This is a genomic window from Streptomyces sp. NBC_01261, from assembly GCF_036226385.1.
Classification (GTDB): Bacteria; Actinomycetota; Actinomycetes; order Streptomycetales; family Streptomycetaceae; genus Streptomyces.
On the sequence record NZ_CP108463.1, the window covers coordinates 2,040,438 to 2,059,720 of the forward strand.

Genomic DNA, 19,283 nt, shown 5'->3' on the forward strand with positions numbered 1-19,283 from the left:
ACTCGGTCCGACAGGGAGTTGCTCGGTCCCAAAGGGAGTTACGCGCCCCTAGGGAGTCACGCGGTCCAGTCCAGGATGACCTTGCCGCCCTTGCCGCTCGCCGCGTCCGCGAACGCCGCCTCGAAGTCGCGGTAGCCGTACCGGCCGGTGATCACGGGCGCGAGGTCCAAGCCGCCCTCCAGCAGGACCGACATCGCGTACCACGTCTCGAACATCTCGCGGCCGTAGATGCCCTTGATGGTGAGCATCGAGGTGACGACGCGGGACCAGTCGACCGGGAACTCCTCGGCGGGCAGTCCGAGCATGGCGATACGGCCGCCGTGCGTCATGTTGGCGATCATGTCGCGCATGGCCTCGGGGCGGCCGGACATCTCCAGGCCGATGTCGAAGCCCTCACGGAGTCCCAACTCCCGCTGGCCGTCGACGATCTGAGCGTCCGTCACGTTCAGGGCGAGGCTCACGCCTATCTTGCGGGCGAGGGCGAGGCGTTCCTCGCTCACATCCGTCACTACGACGTTCCGCGCACCCGCGTGCCGTGCAACTGCCGCCGCCATCAAGCCGATCGGACCCGCACCGGTGATCAGGACGTCCTCGCCGACGAGCGGGAAGGACAGTGCGGTGTGCACGGCGTTGCCGAACGGGTCGAAGATCGCGGCGACATCGAGGTCGACCGGGACGCGGTGCACCCACACGTTGGCGGCGGGCAGCGCGACGTACTCCGCGAAGGCCCCGTCCCGTCCGACGCCGAGCCCGACCGTGGCCCGGCACAGGTGGCGGCGCCCGGCGAGACAGTTGCGGCACTTGCCGCACACCAAGTGGCCCTCACCGCTGACCAGTTCACCGACCGCGATGTCGGCGACGTCCCGGCCGGTCCCGACGACCTCGCCCACGAACTCGTGGCCGAGCACCAGCGGCGTACTGATCGTCTGCCGAGCCCAGCCGTCCCAGTTCCGGATGTGCAGGTCGGTGCCGCAGATCCCGGTCCGCAGGACCTTGATCAGTACGTCGCCGGGTCCGACGGCGGGCTCGGGCACGTCCGTGAGCCACAGCCCGGGCTCCGCCTTCTCCTTGACCAGCGCCTTCAACGCAACGGCTCCTGAGGGTGAGGTCCCGGGCGCGGGCACGTCGAACGAGCCCGTTCCGGGGGTGGGGTGGATTCTGTTAGCAATCTGCCCCACCGGAGCGCCCGGGTCCATCGAGGTTTTCTTAAGCCGTGCCGCAGCTTTCCTTCACAGCTGTCAGAGCCGCGACACCTGGTAGTGGGTGATGTACCAGCCGTCCGCCAGCCGCTTCACCAGCACGGCGAGCTTGACGTCGACCGGCGACCGGTCGGTGAACGTGAACTCCGTGTCCAGATAACCGAGTACGAGGTCGTCGGCGAGCCTTCTGGTTTCGAGGATCTCGAACTCGGCTGTCATGCCGAGGGGTTGGGAGTCGTAGTACTCGGCGACGCCCTGCCGTCCGACGCTGTAGGGGTGCAACCCCTGGAAGATCGCGTCCTCGGTGAAGAGCCGGGCCACTTCCTCCGGTTCATGGGCGTCCACGGCCGCCTTCCAAGGGGCCAGGACACCACGCAGGACGAGTTCGTCGTCGTTCGTGCTGTTCATCTCCGTCGACCTCTCTCCGTGACCGGTCTCAGTGACCGGCGCTCATACCACCGTCGACATGCAGGATCTCGCCGGTGACGAAGGGCGCGTTCTCCAAGAACACCACGGCGTCGACGATGTCGCTCACCTCGCCCATCCGGCCGACCGGGTGCAGTCCGGCGAGGCCGGTGTGGGTCTCCTCCGGGTGCATCGGGGTCTTGATGGTGCCCGGCGACACGGCGTTGGCACGGATGCCGCGGGTGGCGTACTCGATGGCGAGGGACTTCGTCGCGGACTGCAGTCCGCCCTTGGTCAGCGAGGCGAGGGCGGAGGGGACCCGGGCGTCCGCGTTGTCGACCAGGCTGGTGGTGACGTTGACGATGTGGCCGCCGCCCTGGGCGAGCATGTGCCCGATGGCCAGCTGGGTGATACGGAAGAACCCGGTCATGTTGATGCCGATCACGGACGCGTAGTCGTCGGCCGTGTAGTCGGTGAACGGCTTGGCCACGAACACGCCCGCGTTGTTGACCAGCGTGTCGACACGGCCGAACCGCTCGATCGCGGCGGCGACGACCCGCTCGGCGGTCGCCGGGTCCGCGATGTCGCCCTGGACGGTCAGCACGTCCGCGTCGTCGGCCGGGGCGATGGTGCGCGAGGTGGCGACGACGGCGTAGCCGAGCTTGCGGTAGGCGTCGACGACGCCGGCTCCGATGCCCTGCGAGGCACCGGTGACGATCGCGACCTTCTGGATCTGAGAGCTCATGACGACCTTCTCCGAAATAGTTGCCGAGGTGTTTCCGGTCGACCGATTCTTACTAGCCGACCGGTCGCCTATGAGAGAAAGTAGGTGACCCGGGGAGGTGAAGGCAAAGGTCGGTCGGGGTTTCCCCAGGACCGGAATCCTCGCTACTGGGAGGCCTGGCCTCCCAGTCCACGTCAGCGGTGCGGATCGCCCTCGGGCAGCCACGCGTCGGGGGCGCGCAGCCCGAGGTCACCGACGCCGTCGCAGAGCGCGTCCACGGTGGCGAGCACCGCCGTCCGCGTCTCACCCTCGCGCCACACCAGCGACCAGGTCCAGTGGACCGTCGGCCCGACGATCTCGCGGCGCACCAGGTCGGACGGCAGTGAAGTGGTCTGCCCCTTGGGCGAGTTGACGACCGGGCGACGACTGCGGCGGACGTGGTCGAAGAACGCGGGGCCGGTGATCCCACCGTCGGAGATCGGCACGGCGCGGGCCCCGGTGTCGCGCGCGAGCTGCTCGGCGTAGACGTTCCACGACGACCAGGAACTGGTGTCGTCGTCGAGGAGGAGAACGGTGTCCCTGGCCTGCACATCACCGGTGTCGGTGCCCGGGGACACCGCGTACAGCCGGTCCGCGCCGAGCAGCCGGGCCCGCAGCCCGTGCCGTTTCAGGTCCTCGTCCCGCACCCAGCACACGGCGAGGTCCAGGCTGCCGTCCGCGACCCGGGCGGCCTGCGTGTGCGAGGGCGCGACCCATGCGTCGACGTGTACCTGGGCCACCCCGGCGGTGCGTGAAGTCAGGTCCGCGGGCAGCCAGTTGACGTAGCCGAGCCGCACCGCCTCCGAGCCCGCGAGCCGCCCGGCCCGGCGCCGGAGGTCGTCGGCGCGCTCCAGCAGGGCACGGGTGTGCGGAAGCAGGGCGGCGCCGGCCGGGGTGAGGGCGACCGAGCGGCGGTCGCGGTCGAAGAGCCGTACGCCCAGGTCGCGTTCGAGGGCCTTGATCTGCTGGGAGAGGGAGGGGCCGGCGATCAGGAGGCGGTCGGCGGCCCGGCCGAAGTTCAGCTCCTCGGCGACGGCGACGAAGTACCTCAGTTGGCGCAGCTCCACGCCCGTCATGCTACGCGGGCTGGGAGGCCGGACCTCTCACCAGGGAGCGAGCCCGTCGTGGCGCCCGGGCCGGTCACGGGCCACCATGAGGTCATGGAAGTCCGGCGTCCCGAAGCCCCGCCGGGCGGGCCCGAACGGAGCGAGATCATGCTGCGAGAGTTCCTGGTCGAGATCACCACCACGATCCCCGAGGGCACCCCTCAGGAGGAGGTCGACCGTCGCCGCGCCGCCGAGGCCGTCCGCGCCCGCGAACTGGCCGCGACCGGCCGTCTGGCCCGGCTGTGGCGCCCGGTCGGGGAACTGCGCAGCATCGGCGTCTGGCGCGCCGCCGACGAGGAGGACCTCCACGCGAAGGTGCTCGGCACGCTGCCGCTGCACGCGTGGATGACCTTCGCCGTCACCCCGCTGGAACCGCACCCGAACGACCCGGGCTGTACGGAGTAACTCACCCTGGCCGCAAGGGATTTCACAGCCATGAGCCGCTACGCCCCGGTGCCCGCACCCCGGGCGGAGGGCACCCTCCTGTCCCCCTGGCCGCACGTCGTGCGGGTCGCCGCCGCCCTCGCCGCGGGCATGGGCGTCGGCCGCTTCGTCTACACGCCGATCCTCCCGCTGATGCACTCCCGGGCGGGGCTCTCCACCGAGGCCGGCGCCCACCTGGCCACCGCCAACTACGTCGGCTACCTCCTCGGCGCCCTCGCCGGCACCCTGCTCCCCGCCCTGGTCCGCTCCCGTGCGGTCCTGCGCGGCTCATTCGTCGTGCTGATCGGCACGCTGGCCGCGATGCCCGCCACCCACAGCACCACGGCATGGATCGCGCTGCGCCTGCCGGCGGGGGTGGCGAGCGCGCTGATCTTCGTGGTCGCGGTCAGCTCGCTCCTCGGACATCTGCGGGAGCAGCCGCCCCACCTCCCCGGCTGGGGCTTCGGCGGCGTCGGCGCGGGCATCGCGCTCTCCGGCCTGCTGATCCTCGCCCTGCGCTCCGTCGCGGACTGGCAGGCCGCGTGGTGGTCCTCGGCCGCGCTCGCCGCAGCGCTCGCGACCGCCGCGTGGAATCTACGGCCCGAGGTCCCGCCGAAACCCTCAACCGGCAACCCTGACACAACAGTTGACCCCTGGTTCGGCGCCCTGTTCGCCGGCTACACCCTGGAGGGCGTCGGCTACATCGTCGCCGGGACCTTCCTGGTCGCCGCGATCGGCCAGAGTTCCCCGGGCTGGATCGGCAGCGGCGCGTGGGTGCTCGTCGGGCTGGCCGCCGTACCGTCCTCCGCACTCTGGGCGCGGCTCGGGCGCCGTTGGTCGCGGCCCGGGCTGCTGGGCGTGGCGCTGGTGATCCAGGCGGTCGGCATCGCCCTGCCCGCGCTGGTCGGCGGGGTCGCGGCGGCCCTGGTCGGCGCGGTGCTGTTCGGCGCCACCTTCATCGGCGTCAGCACGCTCGCGCTGGCAACCGGCGCGGAGTTGCGATTCCCGCGCTCGGTGGCCCTGTTGACCGCCGGCTACTCCGTCGGTCAGATCCTCGGCCCCCTCGCCGTAGCCCCCCTCCTGCACCACGGCTACCGCCCGGCCCTGCTCCTGGCCGCCGGGGTGGTCCTCGCCGCGGCCGTGGCCGCGGCGGTCCTGCGGCTCGGTTTCCCGCGCCGTCAAGCGGTGGCGCCCCGACACTCCGCACCCGCCGAGGAGATACGCGCCGCCGGTCGCTGATCAGGCGGTACGGGCCCCGAGCAGAGCGAGGCAGTTGGCCCAAAGGGGGCTCAGGCGCCCGGTGTTGTTGTAGAGCTTCGCGAACATCACCTGGCCCTCCAACTGCGCGACGACCGAACGCGCCGCCTCCCGGGGGTCGTCGACGGTGACGTCCCCGCGCTCGCGCGCCTCGCCGATGACCACGGCGACCATCTCGACCTGGGCGTCGAAGATCTCCTGCAGCCGTGCGCGAACGGCCTCCGTCTGGTTGCTCATCTCCAGGCTGAGGTTGCCGAACAGACAGCCCAGCACGGTGCCGCAGCCCTGCTGCACGGCGTGCTGCCCGGCCTCGGTCTCCTCGAACAACCGCCGCAGCCGGTCCAGCGGTTGAGCACCGCCGGTCTCCCCGCTCAGGATGCGTGTCCACTCCCGGCGCTGGTCCGCCCAGTGTTCGTCGACGACGGCCAGCGCGAGGGCCTCCTTCGACGCGTAGAAGTAGTAGAAGCTGCCCTTCGGCACTCCGGCCGCCTTGCAGATCTCGGCCACCCCCAGCGCCGAGTAACCGCGCGCCTCGAAGAGCGACCGCCCGGCGGCGAGGATCTTCTCTCCGGCATCACTGGTCCTACCCATACGACAACTATACGACCGGTCGGCTAGCGACTGTCCGCCTGTCCGCCGCCGAGCAGTTCGAGGCGGGCCACCAGCTCCGCCGCCGTCGACTTGATCGTCTCCAGACCCGGCTTCCCCCACGGTCGCGGCTCCGTGTCGACGACACACACCGTGCCCAGCACCATCCCCGTGGAGTCGATGAGCGGCGCCCCCAGATAGGAGCGGATGCCGAACTCGTCGACGACCGGATTGCCCGCGAACCGCGGATAGTCGCAGACGTCCTCCAGCACCAGCGCCTTGCGTCGGACCACCACATGGGGGCAGAACCCATAGTCACGCGCCAACTGCCGGCCCACCTCGGGCTTGGCGTGCTCCCCTCCCGAGACGGGTCTGGGCAGTCCCACCCCGCCCGGAGTGTGCAGACCGGCGAAGAACTGCCGGTTCTCGTCGATGAAGTTGACCATGGCGTACGGCGCGCCGGTCAGGTCGGCGAGATGGTCCGCGAAAGCGTCGAGCGCCGGGTCCGGGTGCGACCCGAGGCCCATACCGCGCAGTCGGCGCCGCCGTTGTGGGGCCTCCTTGTCCTCGGGCGTGAGCAGCAGACGACCGGCCGGACGCGGCGGGTCGTAGCTCATGGGCGAACTCCGTCCGTGTGGACGTATGACATAGAGGAACTCCGTGGCGGTGTGCGGGGATCACATGTGGGCACCATGGCTCGGCGCGTGTGCCGGGGCGTGGGTGATGAGATGGCGTACGAGGGTCAGCAGGGTCTGGACACCGGAACTGGAGATCCGCGCGTCGCAGCGGACGACCGGGATCCCGGGGTCGAGGTCTATGGCGGCACGCACCTCCTCGGGGTCGTAGCGGTAGGAGCCGTCGAACTCGTTGATCGCGACGATGAAGCCGAGGCCGCGCTGTTCGAAGAAGTCGACGGCCGCGAAGCACTCCTCAAGGCGTCGGGTGTCGGCGAGGATGACCGCGCCGAGGGCGCCCTCGGACAGCTCGTCCCACATGAACCAGAAGCGCTCCTGTCCGGGCGTACCGAACAGGTAGAGCACGTGTTCCGGGTCGAGGGTGATCCGGCCGAAGTCCATCGCCACGGTCGTCTCGACCTTGTTCTCGATGCCTTCGAGATCGTCGGTCGCGGCGCTGACCGTGGTGAGCAGCTCCTCGGTGCTGAGCGGCGCGATCTCGCTCACCGCGCCGACGAAGGTCGTCTTGCCGACGCCGAAGCCGCCCGCCACCAGGATCTTCAGTGCGGTGGGGAAGGGGTCGTGGCCGCTCTCGTAGTCAGAGCTGTCGTCGTAGTCCATCGAGCACTGCCTCCAGAAGAGACCGGTCAGTGGGGTTGTGGTGGAACTCGGGTGGCTTGGTGGTCAGCGCCCCGCAGTCGACGAGGTCCGACAGCAGCACCTTGGTGACCGCGGCCGGCAGCTTCAGGTGGGCGGCGACCTCGGCGACCGAGACGGGCGCGCGGCACAGGTCGAGGGCCTGCGCGTGCTCGGGTCCGAGGTAGCCGAGGGGGGTGGCGCCGGTGGCCATCACCTGCGACAGGAGGTCGAGTGCGACGGAGGGCCGGGTACGGCCGTTGCTGACCGTGAAGGGGCGCACTAGACGTCCGGCCGCGTCGTCCAACCAAGGCCCGTCGCCGGCCGTCGCCACGCTCAAGGCCTCATCGCAGGTGATTCGACGGCGTGCTGCCGGGGGGCGGTCACGAGGTAGGGACGGACGCTCTTGACCAGCATCGCCATCTCGTAGCCGAGGACGGCGGCGTCGGCCTCGCGGCCCGCGAGCACGGCGAGACAGGTGCCGGAGCCGGCCGTGGTGACGAAGAGCAGCGTCGAGTCGAGTTCGACGACGACCTGCCGGACGTCTCCGCCGTCACCGAAGCGGACGCCCGCGCTCCGGCCGAGGGAGTACAGCCCGGAGGCCAGGGCTGCCATGTGGTCCGCGCTGTCGGGGTCGAGCCCGTGAACCGACTTCACCAGCCCGTCGCAGGAGAGCAGGACCGCGCTGGTGGTGTGCGGCACGCGCTGCACGAGGCCGCTCATCAGCCAGTCGAGATCGGATACATGGCCGGTCGGCGCATCGCTCGCCATGGTGGATCGACTCCTTGGGGTACGAAGGTCTGCGGGAGCGCTGGTGGGGGTGCCAGTGGGGGTGGGGGCCTGCGTGGTCATCCGGCTGATGCGCTCCCGTCGTGCCGGGCGGTGCGGTCGTGGTCATGGCCGAGCACATGCGCGTGCGCATCGGTTATGGGCGACGCCTCCATGTGGGGGGCGAGGGTGAAGCGGTCCGTGCCGGTGTACGTACCCGGGCCTGCGTCCGTCCCGGTGTCCGGTGTCGTGGGCTGTGCGGTGTAGCGATGGAGTGCGGTGTCCAGGTAGCCGGAGCCCATGTGTGTTGCCGACATGTGGGATTGCTCGTGCTCCACGGGGGACGGTTCCGGGGCGGACAGGTCCGCGTGGAGCGCGTTCACGTAGAGACCGCCGGTGTGGACGCCGTTCGTGTCGGTCCCGCTCGTGTGCGGGAACTCCGTGTGGTCCGACTCCCTGTGCGGTGACGCCACATCGGCTCCGTCCAACGGCGCCGTCCCGTCCAGCGCATCCGCCGCCTCCATGTGCTGCTGCGCCTCCGCGAGGCCGATCCCCCGTTGGAAGGCGGCCATCAGGTCCGGGTCGTGGCCGACGGGGTGTTCGGAGTCGTGGCGGGGGGTGGGACCGTCGCGGAGTTGGGGCGCGATGTGTTCCTGGGCGCGGCGCCGGGGCAGTTGGGGCGGCTTGCCCATGGTGCCGCGTACCGCTCCGCCGCGCGTGAGCGGCGCTGCGGCCACGTTCTCGGCCACGGTCCCCCGGTCGTCGGGGCGGATACCGGGCACCGCTTCCAAGGGGTTGGCCCGTTCCGCGTGGGCACCGCGCACGGGCAAGGGCAGCGGTCCACCGCCGTTCGACCCCGCCGCGGCGGACGGTACGGAGTCCCGTCGCTGATGCCGCCCCGGTGACCCCGCCCCGCGCTGGTGCCGCCCCGGCGCGCCGGGAGCCCCGGCCGGCGCCGACAGACCCTGCCCGACGGCGAGTCGACCCCCCTCGGTCCCACCCTGCACCTGCGGCGGCACGAGCGGCTGCCCCCCGCCCAAGGTGTCCTGCGGCTGTCCTACGGCCCCGGGGGCGCCCGGCGCCGTACCCAACAAGGCCTGTGGGACCACGAGTACGGCCTGCACCCCGCCGTAGATGTTGGTCTGCAGGCGGACGTGGATGCCGTGGCGGCGAGCGAGTTGGGAGACGACGAACAGGCCGATGCGGCCGTCGGCCAGCAGGCTGGCGACGTTGACCTGGTCGGGGTCGGTGAGCAGGGCGTTCATCCGGCTCTGTTCGCCGGCGGGCATGCCGAGTCCGCGGTCCTCGACCTCGACGGCGAGGCCCGCGGTCACGAGGTTGACGCGGAGCAGTACTTGGGTGTGCGGGGCGGAGAACACCGTGGCGTTCTCGACGAGTTCGGCCAGCAGGTGGATCACGTCGGCGACGGCGTGGCCGCGCAGGGTGCCGTCGATCGGCGGCACGAGTTTGACGCGGGAGTACTGCTCGACCTCGGCGATGGCGGAGCGCAGCACCTCGGTCATGGAGACCGGGTTGCTCCACTGCCGGCGGGAGACGGCGCCGCCGAGGACGGCGAGGTTCTCGGCGTGGCGGCGGATGCGGGTGGCGAGGTGGTCGACGTGGAAGAGGCCCTTGAGCAGGTCGGGGTCCTCGATCTCGTTCTCCAGTTCGTCGAGGATGGAGATCTCGCGGTGCACGAGGGACTGCAGGCGCCGGGCGAGGTTGACGAAGACCTCGACCTTCTGTTCGCTGCCCGCCTGGCTGGAGAGCTGGGATGCCGCGACGACGGCGGTGACAGCGCCGTCGTGCGCGTGTGCCAGGTCGGCGGCGAGCAGGTCGAAGTCGTCGGCGTCCCCGGGGGGCCTGCTCCGCGGCTTGCGCTGGGGCGGGCCCTCGCCTCGGCGCAGCGCCTCGACCAGGTCGCGCAGATCGGCCTCGCCGCGCGCGCTGTCGCGGCGCAGGGCGCCGATGCGGTCGCTGACGGAACCGGCGGCGCGGCCCGCGGCGACGGCGGCGATCAGGATGCCCGCGAACGTCACCGAGGTGGCTCCGGCGAGGACGCCCCAGAGGGTGAGGCTGGTCCGCGCTCCGGTGGAGCGGACGGTGAACAGGACGGCCGCGCTGGCGCTCAGCGCGACCGCGATGGGCGGCAGCACGGCGAGGCGCAGGAGTTGGGGGCGTATGTGCGTCTCGGGCAGTGCGGGCACGGGGCGAGCGGCCGGTCGCCCGTGCCGGCCGCCCTCACGGCGGTCTGCGCGTGCGGCCGGTGCACGGAGTTGAGACATCGGCGTCCTCGTACTGGTGCGTCGGACCGGTTGGTTCGCGCGGGGTGCGCGATTCGGGCATACGCCATCGCGGTGCCGGTCGAGAGAACCGAAGAATCCGGCCCTGCGTCGCCCGACGGACACTCACAGTAGTCGTCAACGCATCAGGTGCGGTGGGCAGTTGACAAACTCCCCCGGGGGGCGTCCCGCTCTGGTATGAGGCCTCGTACGACAGACCGATAACCCCCTCGACCACACGTCGAAGAAGGACAAAGAATCGATCGCGCCTGATCGGAACCGGTCATGAACAGACGTCAGGGGCCGGGGGGTTCGATACCCCCCGGCCCCTGACATTCGCCTCTCACGCCCCTGCGGCCGAGCCGCAGGGGCAGCTTCCGGGGGCCCGGCCACCCTCTGCCGCACCCCTGAACATCACGGAGCGTGTCGGTCAGCGCTCGTTCGCGAGGTCCAGCTCCGCCGGGGCGGTCGCCGGCTTCGGTTCCGTCGCTTCCGTCTCCACCGGCTTCGGGATCCGCCAGGGGTGGTCGATCGTCCCCCCGAAGGGCCGCCACCACGGGTCCGTCGTCAGGTCGCCGCCCGGTTCGAACGGCTCGCCCGGCCGCGGGGTGGCCACGGCCTGGCCGGCCGCTTCACCCTCGTCCGCGGTCCACTCGCCGGGCTCGGCCCACGGGTGCAGCGCCAAGTTGAACGTGCCCCAGTGGATCGGCAGCAGCACCCCGTGCGGCCGGCCGCCCTGGAGGTCGAGGTGGGCGCGCATGCCCTCCTCGGGCGTCATGTGGATGTCGGGCCAGAACTCGCTGTACGCCCCGATCTGGATCATCGTGGCGTCGAACGGGCCGTGCGCGGCGCCGATGTCCTTGAAGCCCTCGAAGTAGCCGGTGTCTCCGCTGTGGTAGATCCGGTGCTCGTCACCGGCGACCACCCAGGACGCCCAGAGGGTGTGCTGGGTGTTGCGCAGACCGCGCCCGCAGAAGTGCCGGGCCGGGGTGGCGGTCAGGGTGAGGCCGCCGATCTCGGTCTCCTCGTGCCAGTCCAGCTCGCGCAGCCGGTCGGCGGACACGCCCCAGTGCTCCAGGTGGGCGCCGACGCCGAGCGGCACGGCGAACAGGGTGTCCGTGTCGGCCAGCGCCTTGATCGTGGGCATGTCCAAGTGGTCGTAGTGGTCGTGCGAGATGACCACGACGTCGACCGGGCCGAGCGCGGCGATCGGCAGGGGCACCGGGTGCAGCCGCTTGGGTCCGGCGAACGGGAACGGGGAGCAGCGCTCGCCCCAGACCGGGTCGAAGAGGACCCGGTGGCCGTCGATCTCCGCGAGCACGCTGGAGTGCCCCATCCAGGTCAGCCGCAATCCGGTCGCGGCGGGCCTGGCCAGGTCGGCGAGGGTGGTGGCGTGCACCGGCAGCGTGCCGTCGGGCGCGCGGCGGGCGCGCTGCTCCTTGTCGAGGTAGGACTTCCCCATCCCGCGCATCGTGCCGCCGGACGGGCGGACGTTCGTATTGCCCCCGGGGTTCTGGAACACCCCGTCCTTGAAGTGGGGCGATCTGCGGATGCGCGCCAGGCGCTCGCCGCTCGGCTCCGCGCCGAAGGCATCAGGCTGCAACGCGCGGAGCCCGGAGCTCAGCGTACGGAATCCGGTCACGATGCCTCCAGGTCGGGTCGGTCAGGCTTTCCATTATGGTCGACCCCTGTGACAACGCCGCTGCGTCGGCGTCACCGGGGCCGGTTTCCAAGGAAAGACCAAAGTTCCGCGCCGGAGGTTGACACCGCGGGACGGAACTCGCCCTTCCGTCCTGTCCGTACCCGCCCTGCCGGCCGGCGCCCCGAGGAGCCCGTATGACCGCCCCCTTGATGTCGCTCACCTGGACCGACCACGTCACCGGCCGCCAGGGCTTCCTGGTCATCGACAAGCTGGTGCGCGGGGTGTCCAGCGGCGGACTGCGGATGCGGCCGGGCTGCACGCTCGACGAGGTGGCCGGGCTGGCCCGGGGCATGACCATGAAAGAGGCCCTGCACTACGACCCGGAGGGCCGGTACATCCCCCTGGGCGGCGCCAAGGGCGGCATCGACTGCGATCCCCAGGACCCGGTGTCGTACGGCCTCCTCGTGCGCTACCTGCGCGCCATGCGGCCGTACATCGAGAGCTTCTGGACGACGGGCGAGGACCTCGGGCTCACTCAGGACCTGGTCGACCGGGCCGCCGCGGAAGCGGGGCTCGTGTCGTCGATCCAGGCCGTGTATCCGCTGCTCGACGACGAGACGGAGGCGCGGCGGCGGCTCGCGGACGCCTTCGCGGTCGAGGTGGACGGCATCGGTCTCGACGAGCTGGTCGGCGGCTGCGGGGTCGCGGAGTCGGTGCTCGCGGCGCTGGACCGGGCGGGCGTGCCGTACGCGGGGACGCGGGTCGCCGTACAGGGGCTGGGCACCATGGGCGGGGCCACGGCACGGTTCCTCACGCGCGCGGGGTTGTCGATCGTCGCCGTCGCCGACATCAAGGGCACGATCGCGAACCCGGCCGGACTCGACGTGGACGCGCTGCTCGCGGCCCGGGACGCGTACGGCACCGTGGACCGCTCCGCGCTGCGGCTGGGCGACCTCGAACTCCCCGGCGAGGACTGGCTGTCCGTCGAGGCGGAGGTGCTGGTTCCGGCGGCGGTGTCGTACGCGATCGACACCACGAACCAGCAAGGGATCACGGCTCGTTGGATCGTCGAGGCGGCCAACATGCCCGTACTGCCCGAGGCGGAGGAACTGCTCTCCGCGCGCGGGGTGACCGTGCTGCCGGACGTGGTCGTGAACTCCGGGACGAACGCCTGGTGGTGGTGGACCCTGTTCGGGGACATCGGCGCCGACGCGGACGAGGCGTTCGCGCACACCCGGCGTTCGATGCGCGCCCTGATCGACCGGATGCTGGCCCGCGCGGAGGCCGACGGCACGACACCGCGCGCCGCCGCGCACGCCATCGTCGACGACCGGCTGCCGGTCATCGCGGAACGCTTCGGCTGGTACCGGTGACGTACGGGACAACACCCCTGGGGGCGACGGATTAGGGTGACCGCGTGGCGAGAGTGCGGTTGAGTGTGGGGGAACGGCGGGCGGAGTTGCTGCGGGCCGCCGTCGAGCAGATCGAGGCGCGGGGTGTGGCGGCGGTCAGGATCGCCGACGTGGCCGCGGCGCTCGGGGTGAGCAACGCGCTGGTGCTCTATCACTTCTCGACCAAGGAGAAACTGGTCGCCGCCGCGTTCACCTTCGCCGCCGAGGACGACCTCGCGCGTCTCCACAAGCTCCTGGGCCGCCGTACGACCGCGCTGCGCCGACTGCGGGCCGCGGTGCGCTGGTACGCACCGACCGGGCAGGCCAAGGGCTGGCGGCTGTGGATCGAGGGCTGGGCCGTGTCGCTCCGCGAACCCGCCCTCCTGGACGTCACCCGCGATCTCGACCGCCGGTGGAAACAAGCACTCGCGGAGGTCGTCGCCGAGGGAGTGACCGCGGGCGAGTTCCACTGCCCGGATCCGACCACCACCGCCCTGCGCCTGACGGCCCTCCTCGACGGGCTCGCCGTGCAGATGACCGCCTACGGGGGCGCGGTGTCGCGGGCGCGGGCCCTGGAGTGGGTCGACGAGGCGCTCGCACGGGAACTCGGCCTGGAGCGGGCGGCGTTGACCGCTCCCTGAGCCGTTCCCCCAAGAGCCGCCTCTTCGAGGGGTCACCGCCGCACCTGTTGCCGCGGCACCCCGTTACCGTGTCGCCCCGTCAGGCCACCCGCTCGATCCGCATCTTGATGGCGTCCGGCGACAGCGTGCCCTTCGCCTCGGCATGGTCCCCGGAGGACTCGCCCCGCAGCCGGCGCCCGATCCACGGCACCAGGTACTCGCGTGCCCAGTGCACGTCGTCGCGCCTGATGTCGAGCGCGCCGCGCGGCGGCAGCGGGGGCCAGGGCTGATCAGGGTCGGCCGGGACCTCGACGCCGAGGACCTGGCCGGCGCGGAGCGCCACGCGCGTGTGCCCCTCGGGAGAGAGGTGGAGCCGGTCGCCGTCCCAGGCCCGCCGGTCCTGGACCGTCTTCAGGGACCACAGGTCGAGCACGGGGCAGCCGTAGCGGTCGGCGATGGCCCGCACATGTCCGTTGTAGGTGGCGATCTTGCCGCGCAGATGCTTGAGCACGGGTACGCCGCGGGTGTCGAAGCCGGTCGTCACCATGACGGTGCCGACGGCGGCGGTGAGGTCGGCGACCGCGCGTTCGAAGCGTTCGGCGACCTCGTCGGGGTCGGTGCCGGGACGGATGATGTCGTTGCCGCCGGCGGCCAAGGAGACCAGGTCGGGCCCGATCTCCTTGGCCCGGGTGAGCTGGTCCTCCACGATCTGGTCGAGCAGTTTCCCGCGCACCGCGAGGTTGGCGTACTCGAAGTCGCCCTCGGGTCGCCGGTCCGCGAGCAGTACCGCGAACCGGTCGGCCCAGCCGACCATCGCCCCGTCGGGCCCTGGATCGCCGACGCCCTCGGTGAAGCTGTCCCCCACCGCCACGTACGACCCGATCACTGCTCTGTTGTCACTCTTCGAATCGTTAGCCACGGCAACCATAATTCACCCTGAGGTGTGACCTACGCGATCGTATTTAGGGGTTGACGGGCGGTGAGATAAGCCACTTGTAAAGGGTTGTCCAAAGTCGGAATAACCCTCCGATCAGGGGCGTTGACCCCGGAACTGCTCTGCGCCGGGCTCCGGTGTCAGCCGACGGTGACGCCGTGCGAGCGGAGATAGGCGACCGGGTCCACGTCCGAGCCGTAGTACGGCGTGGTCCGGATCTCGAAGTGCAGGTGCGGGCCGGTCACGTTGCCGGTCGCGCCGGAGAGACCTATCTGCTGGCCCTCGGTCACGGTCTGACCGGCCGAGACGGACAGCTGCGACATGTGGGCGTACTGCGAGTACTCGCCGTCCGCGTGCCGGATGACGACCTCGTTGCCGTACGCGCCGTCGTAGGCCGCCGAGACGACCGTGCCCGCGGCGACCGCCTTGACGGTGGTGCCCGTCGGGACGACGAAGTCGACGCCGGTGTGATAGCCGCTGGACCACATGCTGCCCGCGACGTGATAGCCGGTGCCGATGGTGGCGCCGGTCACGGGGAGGGTGTAGCCGGTGGAGGTACTGGTGCCCGTGCTGTCGTCGCTCTGCGCGGCCGAGCTGCTCTTCGCCGAGGAAGAGGAGGACGACGACGAGGACGAAGGAGACGTGGTGCCGGACGACTTGGACGACGTACCGGTGTCCGTCCCGCCCGTCGCGGCCTTCTTGCCGAGGGTCAGCTTCAGGCCCGGGTGGATCAGTGACGGGTCGCCGCCGATGGCCTCACGGTTGTCCTGGTAGATCTTCTTCCAGCCGCCGGTGACGTCCTGCTCGTCGGCGATCTTCGCGAGCCAGTCGCCCGCCTTCACCGAATACGTCTTGACGCCCGCGGTCTTGGCGGTCGCCACCTTCTCCGTCGCCGTCTTCTCTGTCACCGGAAGGGACTGAACGGCCTTTTCCGGAGCGGAAGTCGTGGGCGCGGCATGAGCGCCGGTGGCCCCCATGAGCGGAAGGGCGAGTGCGGCGCCGCCGGTTCCGGCTACGGCCATCGAGCGGGTGAGTCGCTGGGACTTCGGGCGGCGGTGCTTACCCTTCACGGGCATGACGAATTCCTCTCCGGCGCCTGCGAGGTGAGCTGTCGGGTGCGGGCTGGAGATGCCCGGCCGCGCGCTGGTCGCGGCTAAACCCCAAGCCCGTTCCGGAGACCGGAACAGGCGTCTTACCTGTGGGTCCCCCGCTCCTGCCGCATACGGGTGGGTGTGTGCGGAGTCCGGTCGGCGGCAGGATTGGGCGTCCGTCCGGATTGGTGGCGAACGTAAGCGAGGAAGACGCAAAGGGACAAGCAGGAGGTTCCACGGATTTGCGTTTCTTGTGTTTCCCTGTGGGAATTCACCGTCACCCTCCGTGAATTCCCACAGGACTCAACCCCTCAATCCCCCTGTAAAAGCACGTCAATTACGTGAACATGACGAACGACGCACGGTCACGAATATGACGCTGCTCACGTACACAACTCTCAGGTTCCTTTATTCCAGAGCGAGTTGGACGAAGGCTGCAATTGGGACAGAGGGATCAGATGCGACGCAGGCGGATAACCGTCGCATCGAGGTCACCGCGCAGCCCGGTCCGCAGCCCGTGGTGCAACAGCACGGCCCCCCGGTGGACTTCGCCCGTTTCGAGGCATTCGTACGACGCTGCCGGGTCGAGCCCGCGCAGCCGGAGCGCCGGCAGCGGCTCGCCGTAGTGCTGCGCCTGGAGCAGGGCGAGGACGACGGTCTCGTCGCCGCGGACGTACTGCACGGCGCCGAGTCCGCCGCTCGGCGGGCGCAGCCGGTGGAGGTCGCCGTGCTGCACGAGCGGCCGGATCTCCTTGTACAGGTCCACCCACCGGCGGGCCTCGGCGAGTTCCTCCCCGGTCCACTCCGAGAGATCGCCGCCCACGCCGAGCACCCCGGCCATGGCGCTCACGAACCGGAAACGCAGGCTGCTGACGCGGCCGTTGAGCTGGGTGTTCGGGCTGTCGGTGACCCAGGCGGCCATCACGCGCGCGGGGTGGATCTGGCTGAAGCCGTGCTGGATGGCGAGCCGGTCGAGCGGGTCGGTGTTGTCCGAGGTCCACACCTGGTCCGTACGGCTCATGATGCCGAGGTCGATCCGGCCGCCGCCGCCCGAGCAGGACTCGAAGGCCACGCCCGGGTGGGCCGCCCGCAACCGGTCGAACAGGGCGTACAGGGCGCGCACATGGTCGATCCAGAGGCGCTGCGGATAGGCGTCACCGGGCCACCCGGCATCCGTGAAGCAGCGGTTGAAGTCCCACTTCACGTAGTCGATCGGGGCACTGGAGAGCAGCCCGTCGAGCTGCTCCCAGAGGTACTCCTGGACGTCCTCGCGGGCCAGGTTGAGGACGAGCTGATTGCGGAACTCCGTCCGCTTTCGTCCCTCTTGGTACTGCACCCAGTCGGGGTGCGCGCGATACAGGTCGCTGTCCGGGTTGACCATCTCGGGCTCGACCCAGATCCCGAACCGCATGCCGTGCGCGTGGACGCGGTCGGCGAGCGGCTTGAGGCCGGCCGGGAAGCGGTCCGGGTTGGGGGTCCAGTCGCCGAGCCCGGCACGGTCGCTGGTGCGGGCACCGAACCAACCGTCGTCGACCACGAACAGCTCGACCCCGACCGCCGCCGCGCGCTGCGCGAGCGTCTCCTGCTGCTCCTCGGAGATGTCGAACTGCGTGGCCTCCCAGGAGTTGTAGAGCACCGGCCGGTCCTGGTCCGCGTCCGGGATGACGTACGTCCGCTGGTAGTCGTGCCAGGTGCGGCTGGCGCCGCCGAAGCCGGCGTCGCTCCACAGGCCGGCGAAGACGGGGGCCGTGAAGGACTCCCCCGGTGCCAGGAGCAGCAGCCCGGAGTCGTCGTACCCGGCGCCGCCGCCGATCTGCACGCGCGCGTCCGGGAGTTGGGCCACGGCGATCCGCCAGGACCCCGACCAGCCGAGAGCACAGCCGTAGACCTCGCCGCGCTCCTCGGTCGCGTCGGTGTCGAGCGCGACCCAGGGCAGGTGCTGATGCCCGGTGTGGCCGCGACGGCTGCCGATGACCTTCTCACCGTAGGTGAGAGCGGAACGCACCAGCCGGGACTCGGCGGCCCACCGCCCGTGCAGCTGCGACAGCTGCCACCCGTCCCGCTCGGGCAGCGTCCACACGGCGGAGTCGGCGCGCAGCAGCTCCAGTGCCTCGCCCCCGTCGTTGTCGAGAGTCGTCCAGCGCTCCACGACGTCGCCGCGCATCCGGTAGTGCAGCGTGATCGCGAGACCGGTGTCCCGGAAGCGGAGCCGCAGTTCGTCGGCCTCCGTGTCGTACCGCTCGAAGGTCCATTCCGTGCCGCGGCGCTCGGGCGTGCGCACGGACAGGGCGGGGCGTGCGAAGCGGGGGCCACCCTCGACGGGGTACTCCTCTCGGCCGTCGAGCGGGGACTCGAAGGAGGAGCCTTCGGGCAGCGGGCGGGCGGCGAGCTCCTCGGCGTCGGCGAGTGCGATCGCGGGGCCCCAGTGCAGGTGGAGCAGCTCGTCGTCCTCGGTGAGATGGACGGCGTAGCTGCTCGTGGGGCCCGTCAGCACCCACGTACGGCCGTTCTCGGCGATCTCCAGCATCAAGCCCCTCACAGATTCGAACAAGTCCACTCAAGCAGCAACATCATCAATGGCCGGGGGCCTGCGAGGCAACGTCTGTGGACAACTCATGGCCTGTGGAATCGATGTCGTATCGTCGGAAGCGTGCCCGCCGGTGAGCCGCGTCGTCGGGCCGAGTGGGAGGAGTCCTCGTGACGCAGCAGATTCCGTCGACCGAGCCGGAGTTGTCCGGAGTGCGTAATTTCCGGGACGTGGGCGGACTTCCGACGGCGGACGGACGGCGGGTGCGGCACGGGGTGCTGTTCCGCAGTGGTCACCTTGCGCACGCGACCGAGGAGGACGCCGCGTTCCTCGACTCGCTGGGTCTGCACACGATCTTCGACTTCCGCAACGCGTCGGACCAGAAGCTGGAGGGTCCCGATGTCGAACTGCCCGGCGTGCGCAATGTGAATCTGCCGCTGTCGGACCCGGCGGACGGCTCCGAGTTCTGGAAGATGGTCCGCGACGGCGAGATAGACCAACTGCGCGGGATCCTCGGCGGCGACAAGGGCGCCGACCGGATGATCGCCTCGTACCGCACGATCGTCACGGAGCGCACCGCCGAGCACTCCCAGGTGCTGCACGCACTCGCGGAGGACAGTGTTCCCGCGCTGATGCACTGCGCGGCGGGCAAGGACCGCGCGGGCCTCTCGATAGCCGTGACGCTGCTCGCCCTGGGCGTGGAGCGCGAGGCGATCGTGACCGACTACCTGGAGTCGAACGCGAAGCACCGCCGCTACAAGGTGCGCCGCAGCGGCTCCTCCGCCTCGGCCTACTCCCCCGAGGTGATGGAACTCCTCAGCCCTCTCTTCGACGCCCGCGCCGAGTATCTGACGGCCGCTTTCGACACCGTCGAGGAGACCTGGGGCAGCGTGGACGCCTATCTGGAGCAGGGGCTCGGGATCACCCCGGAGCTCCGGGAACGGCTGCGCGAGCGGCTCCTCGACTGAACTCGCGGC

Annotated in this window: 19 protein-coding genes and 1 riboswitch; of the genes, 5 read left to right on the forward strand and 14 right to left on the reverse strand. The window is 70.7% G+C overall.

Features of this window, described 5'->3' with window-relative positions:
* Positions 1 to 56: 56 nt before the first annotated feature.
* The 4 genes from tdh to OG226_RS08960 form a co-directional block, all read right to left on the reverse strand.
* On the reverse strand, positions 57 to 1,085 hold the full coding sequence (gene tdh / locus OG226_RS08945; protein ID WP_328676183.1) for an L-threonine 3-dehydrogenase: 1,029 nt from the start codon (positions 1,083 to 1,085) through the stop codon (positions 57 to 59).
* Between the two features lie 153 nt (positions 1,086 to 1,238).
* The gene (locus OG226_RS08950; protein ID WP_329348527.1) at positions 1,239 to 1,607 is read right to left on the reverse strand and encodes a YybH family protein; all 369 of its coding nucleotides are present in this window, start codon (positions 1,605 to 1,607) and stop codon (positions 1,239 to 1,241) included.
* A gap of 28 nt (positions 1,608 to 1,635) precedes the next feature.
* Entirely contained in the window at positions 1,636 to 2,349 is a 714-nt protein-coding gene (locus OG226_RS08955) for an SDR family NAD(P)-dependent oxidoreductase (protein ID WP_328676185.1), read from the reverse strand.
* 173 nt (positions 2,350 to 2,522) lie between these two features.
* The gene (locus OG226_RS08960) at positions 2,523 to 3,443 is read right to left on the reverse strand and encodes a LysR family transcriptional regulator (RefSeq protein WP_328676186.1); all 921 of its coding nucleotides are present in this window, start codon (positions 3,441 to 3,443) and stop codon (positions 2,523 to 2,525) included.
* A 141-nt stretch (positions 3,444 to 3,584) separates the two neighbouring features.
* Between OG226_RS08960 and OG226_RS08965 the strand changes: the two genes are divergently transcribed.
* Positions 3,585 to 3,878, forward strand: a complete 294-nt coding sequence (locus OG226_RS08965; protein ID WP_328686264.1) for a muconolactone Delta-isomerase family protein — start codon at positions 3,585 to 3,587, stop codon at positions 3,876 to 3,878.
* Between the two features lie 30 nt (positions 3,879 to 3,908).
* Positions 3,909 to 5,135, forward strand: a complete 1,227-nt coding sequence (locus OG226_RS08970; protein ID WP_329348528.1) for a YbfB/YjiJ family MFS transporter — start codon at positions 3,909 to 3,911, stop codon at positions 5,133 to 5,135.
* On the opposite strand, the gene OG226_RS08975 is transcribed toward OG226_RS08970, so the two are convergent.
* From OG226_RS08975 to OG226_RS09005, 7 genes are all read right to left on the reverse strand, one after another.
* Entirely contained in the window at positions 5,136 to 5,744 is a 609-nt protein-coding gene (locus OG226_RS08975; RefSeq protein WP_329348529.1) for a TetR/AcrR family transcriptional regulator, read from the reverse strand.
* Positions 5,745 to 5,767: 23 nt separating this feature from the next.
* Complete coding sequence (locus tag OG226_RS08980; protein WP_328676188.1) at positions 5,768 to 6,358, reverse strand: GAF domain-containing protein; 591 nt, start codon at positions 6,356 to 6,358, stop codon at positions 5,768 to 5,770.
* A gap of 60 nt (positions 6,359 to 6,418) precedes the next feature.
* Positions 6,419 to 7,036, reverse strand: coding sequence for a GTP-binding protein (locus tag OG226_RS08985; protein WP_328676189.1), 618 nt, complete (start codon positions 7,034 to 7,036; stop codon positions 6,419 to 6,421).
* Positions 7,014 to 7,385, reverse strand: coding sequence for a DUF742 domain-containing protein (locus OG226_RS08990; RefSeq protein WP_033281763.1), 372 nt, complete (start codon positions 7,383 to 7,385; stop codon positions 7,014 to 7,016). Before OG226_RS08990 ends, OG226_RS08985 begins: the two co-directional genes overlap by 23 nt.
* 2 nt (positions 7,386 to 7,387) lie before the next feature.
* Positions 7,388 to 7,822, reverse strand: coding sequence for a roadblock/LC7 domain-containing protein (locus OG226_RS08995; RefSeq protein ID WP_019069670.1), 435 nt, complete (start codon positions 7,820 to 7,822; stop codon positions 7,388 to 7,390).
* 77 nt (positions 7,823 to 7,899) lie between these two features.
* The gene (locus tag OG226_RS09000; protein ID WP_329348530.1) at positions 7,900 to 10,104 is read right to left on the reverse strand and encodes a sensor histidine kinase; all 2,205 of its coding nucleotides are present in this window, start codon (positions 10,102 to 10,104) and stop codon (positions 7,900 to 7,902) included.
* Between the two features lie 427 nt (positions 10,105 to 10,531).
* On the reverse strand, positions 10,532 to 11,743 hold the full coding sequence (locus tag OG226_RS09005; RefSeq protein WP_328676191.1) for an MBL fold metallo-hydrolase: 1,212 nt from the start codon (positions 11,741 to 11,743) through the stop codon (positions 10,532 to 10,534).
* A 194-nt stretch (positions 11,744 to 11,937) separates the two neighbouring features.
* On the opposite strand from OG226_RS09005, the gene OG226_RS09010 reads away from it, so the two are divergent.
* Complete coding sequence (locus tag OG226_RS09010; RefSeq protein ID WP_329348531.1) at positions 11,938 to 13,116, forward strand: glutamate dehydrogenase; 1,179 nt, start codon at positions 11,938 to 11,940, stop codon at positions 13,114 to 13,116.
* 44 nt (positions 13,117 to 13,160) lie between these two features.
* Entirely contained in the window at positions 13,161 to 13,775 is a 615-nt protein-coding gene (locus OG226_RS09015; protein ID WP_328676193.1) for a TetR/AcrR family transcriptional regulator, read from the forward strand.
* Positions 13,776 to 13,854: 79 nt separating this feature from the next.
* Here the strand turns inward: OG226_RS09015 and OG226_RS09020 are convergent, their stop codons facing one another.
* The 3 genes from OG226_RS09020 to OG226_RS09030 form a co-directional block, all read right to left on the reverse strand.
* Positions 13,855 to 14,640, reverse strand: a complete 786-nt coding sequence (locus OG226_RS09020) for an SGNH/GDSL hydrolase family protein (protein WP_328686266.1) — start codon at positions 14,638 to 14,640, stop codon at positions 13,855 to 13,857.
* A 188-nt stretch (positions 14,641 to 14,828) separates the two neighbouring features.
* The gene (locus OG226_RS09025) at positions 14,829 to 15,764 is read right to left on the reverse strand and encodes a M23 family metallopeptidase (protein WP_329348532.1); all 936 of its coding nucleotides are present in this window, start codon (positions 15,762 to 15,764) and stop codon (positions 14,829 to 14,831) included.
* Positions 15,765 to 15,768: 4 nt separating this feature from the next.
* Positions 15,769 to 15,931, reverse strand: a riboswitch (cyclic di-AMP (ydaO/yuaA leader).
* Positions 15,932 to 16,233: 302 nt separating this feature from the next.
* Positions 16,234 to 18,306 (reverse strand): alpha-galactosidase, encoded by a 2,073-nt coding sequence (locus OG226_RS09030; RefSeq protein ID WP_328676195.1) that lies wholly within the window; start codon positions 18,304 to 18,306, stop codon positions 16,234 to 16,236.
* Between the two features lie 170 nt (positions 18,307 to 18,476).
* Between OG226_RS09030 and OG226_RS09035 the strand changes: the two genes are divergently transcribed.
* Positions 18,477 to 19,274 carry a tyrosine-protein phosphatase gene (locus OG226_RS09035; RefSeq protein ID WP_329348534.1) on the forward strand — a complete coding sequence of 266 codons (798 nt, stop codon included), beginning with the start codon at positions 18,477 to 18,479 and terminating at the stop codon, positions 19,272 to 19,274.
* The last annotated feature ends 9 nt before the right edge of the window (positions 19,275 to 19,283 follow it).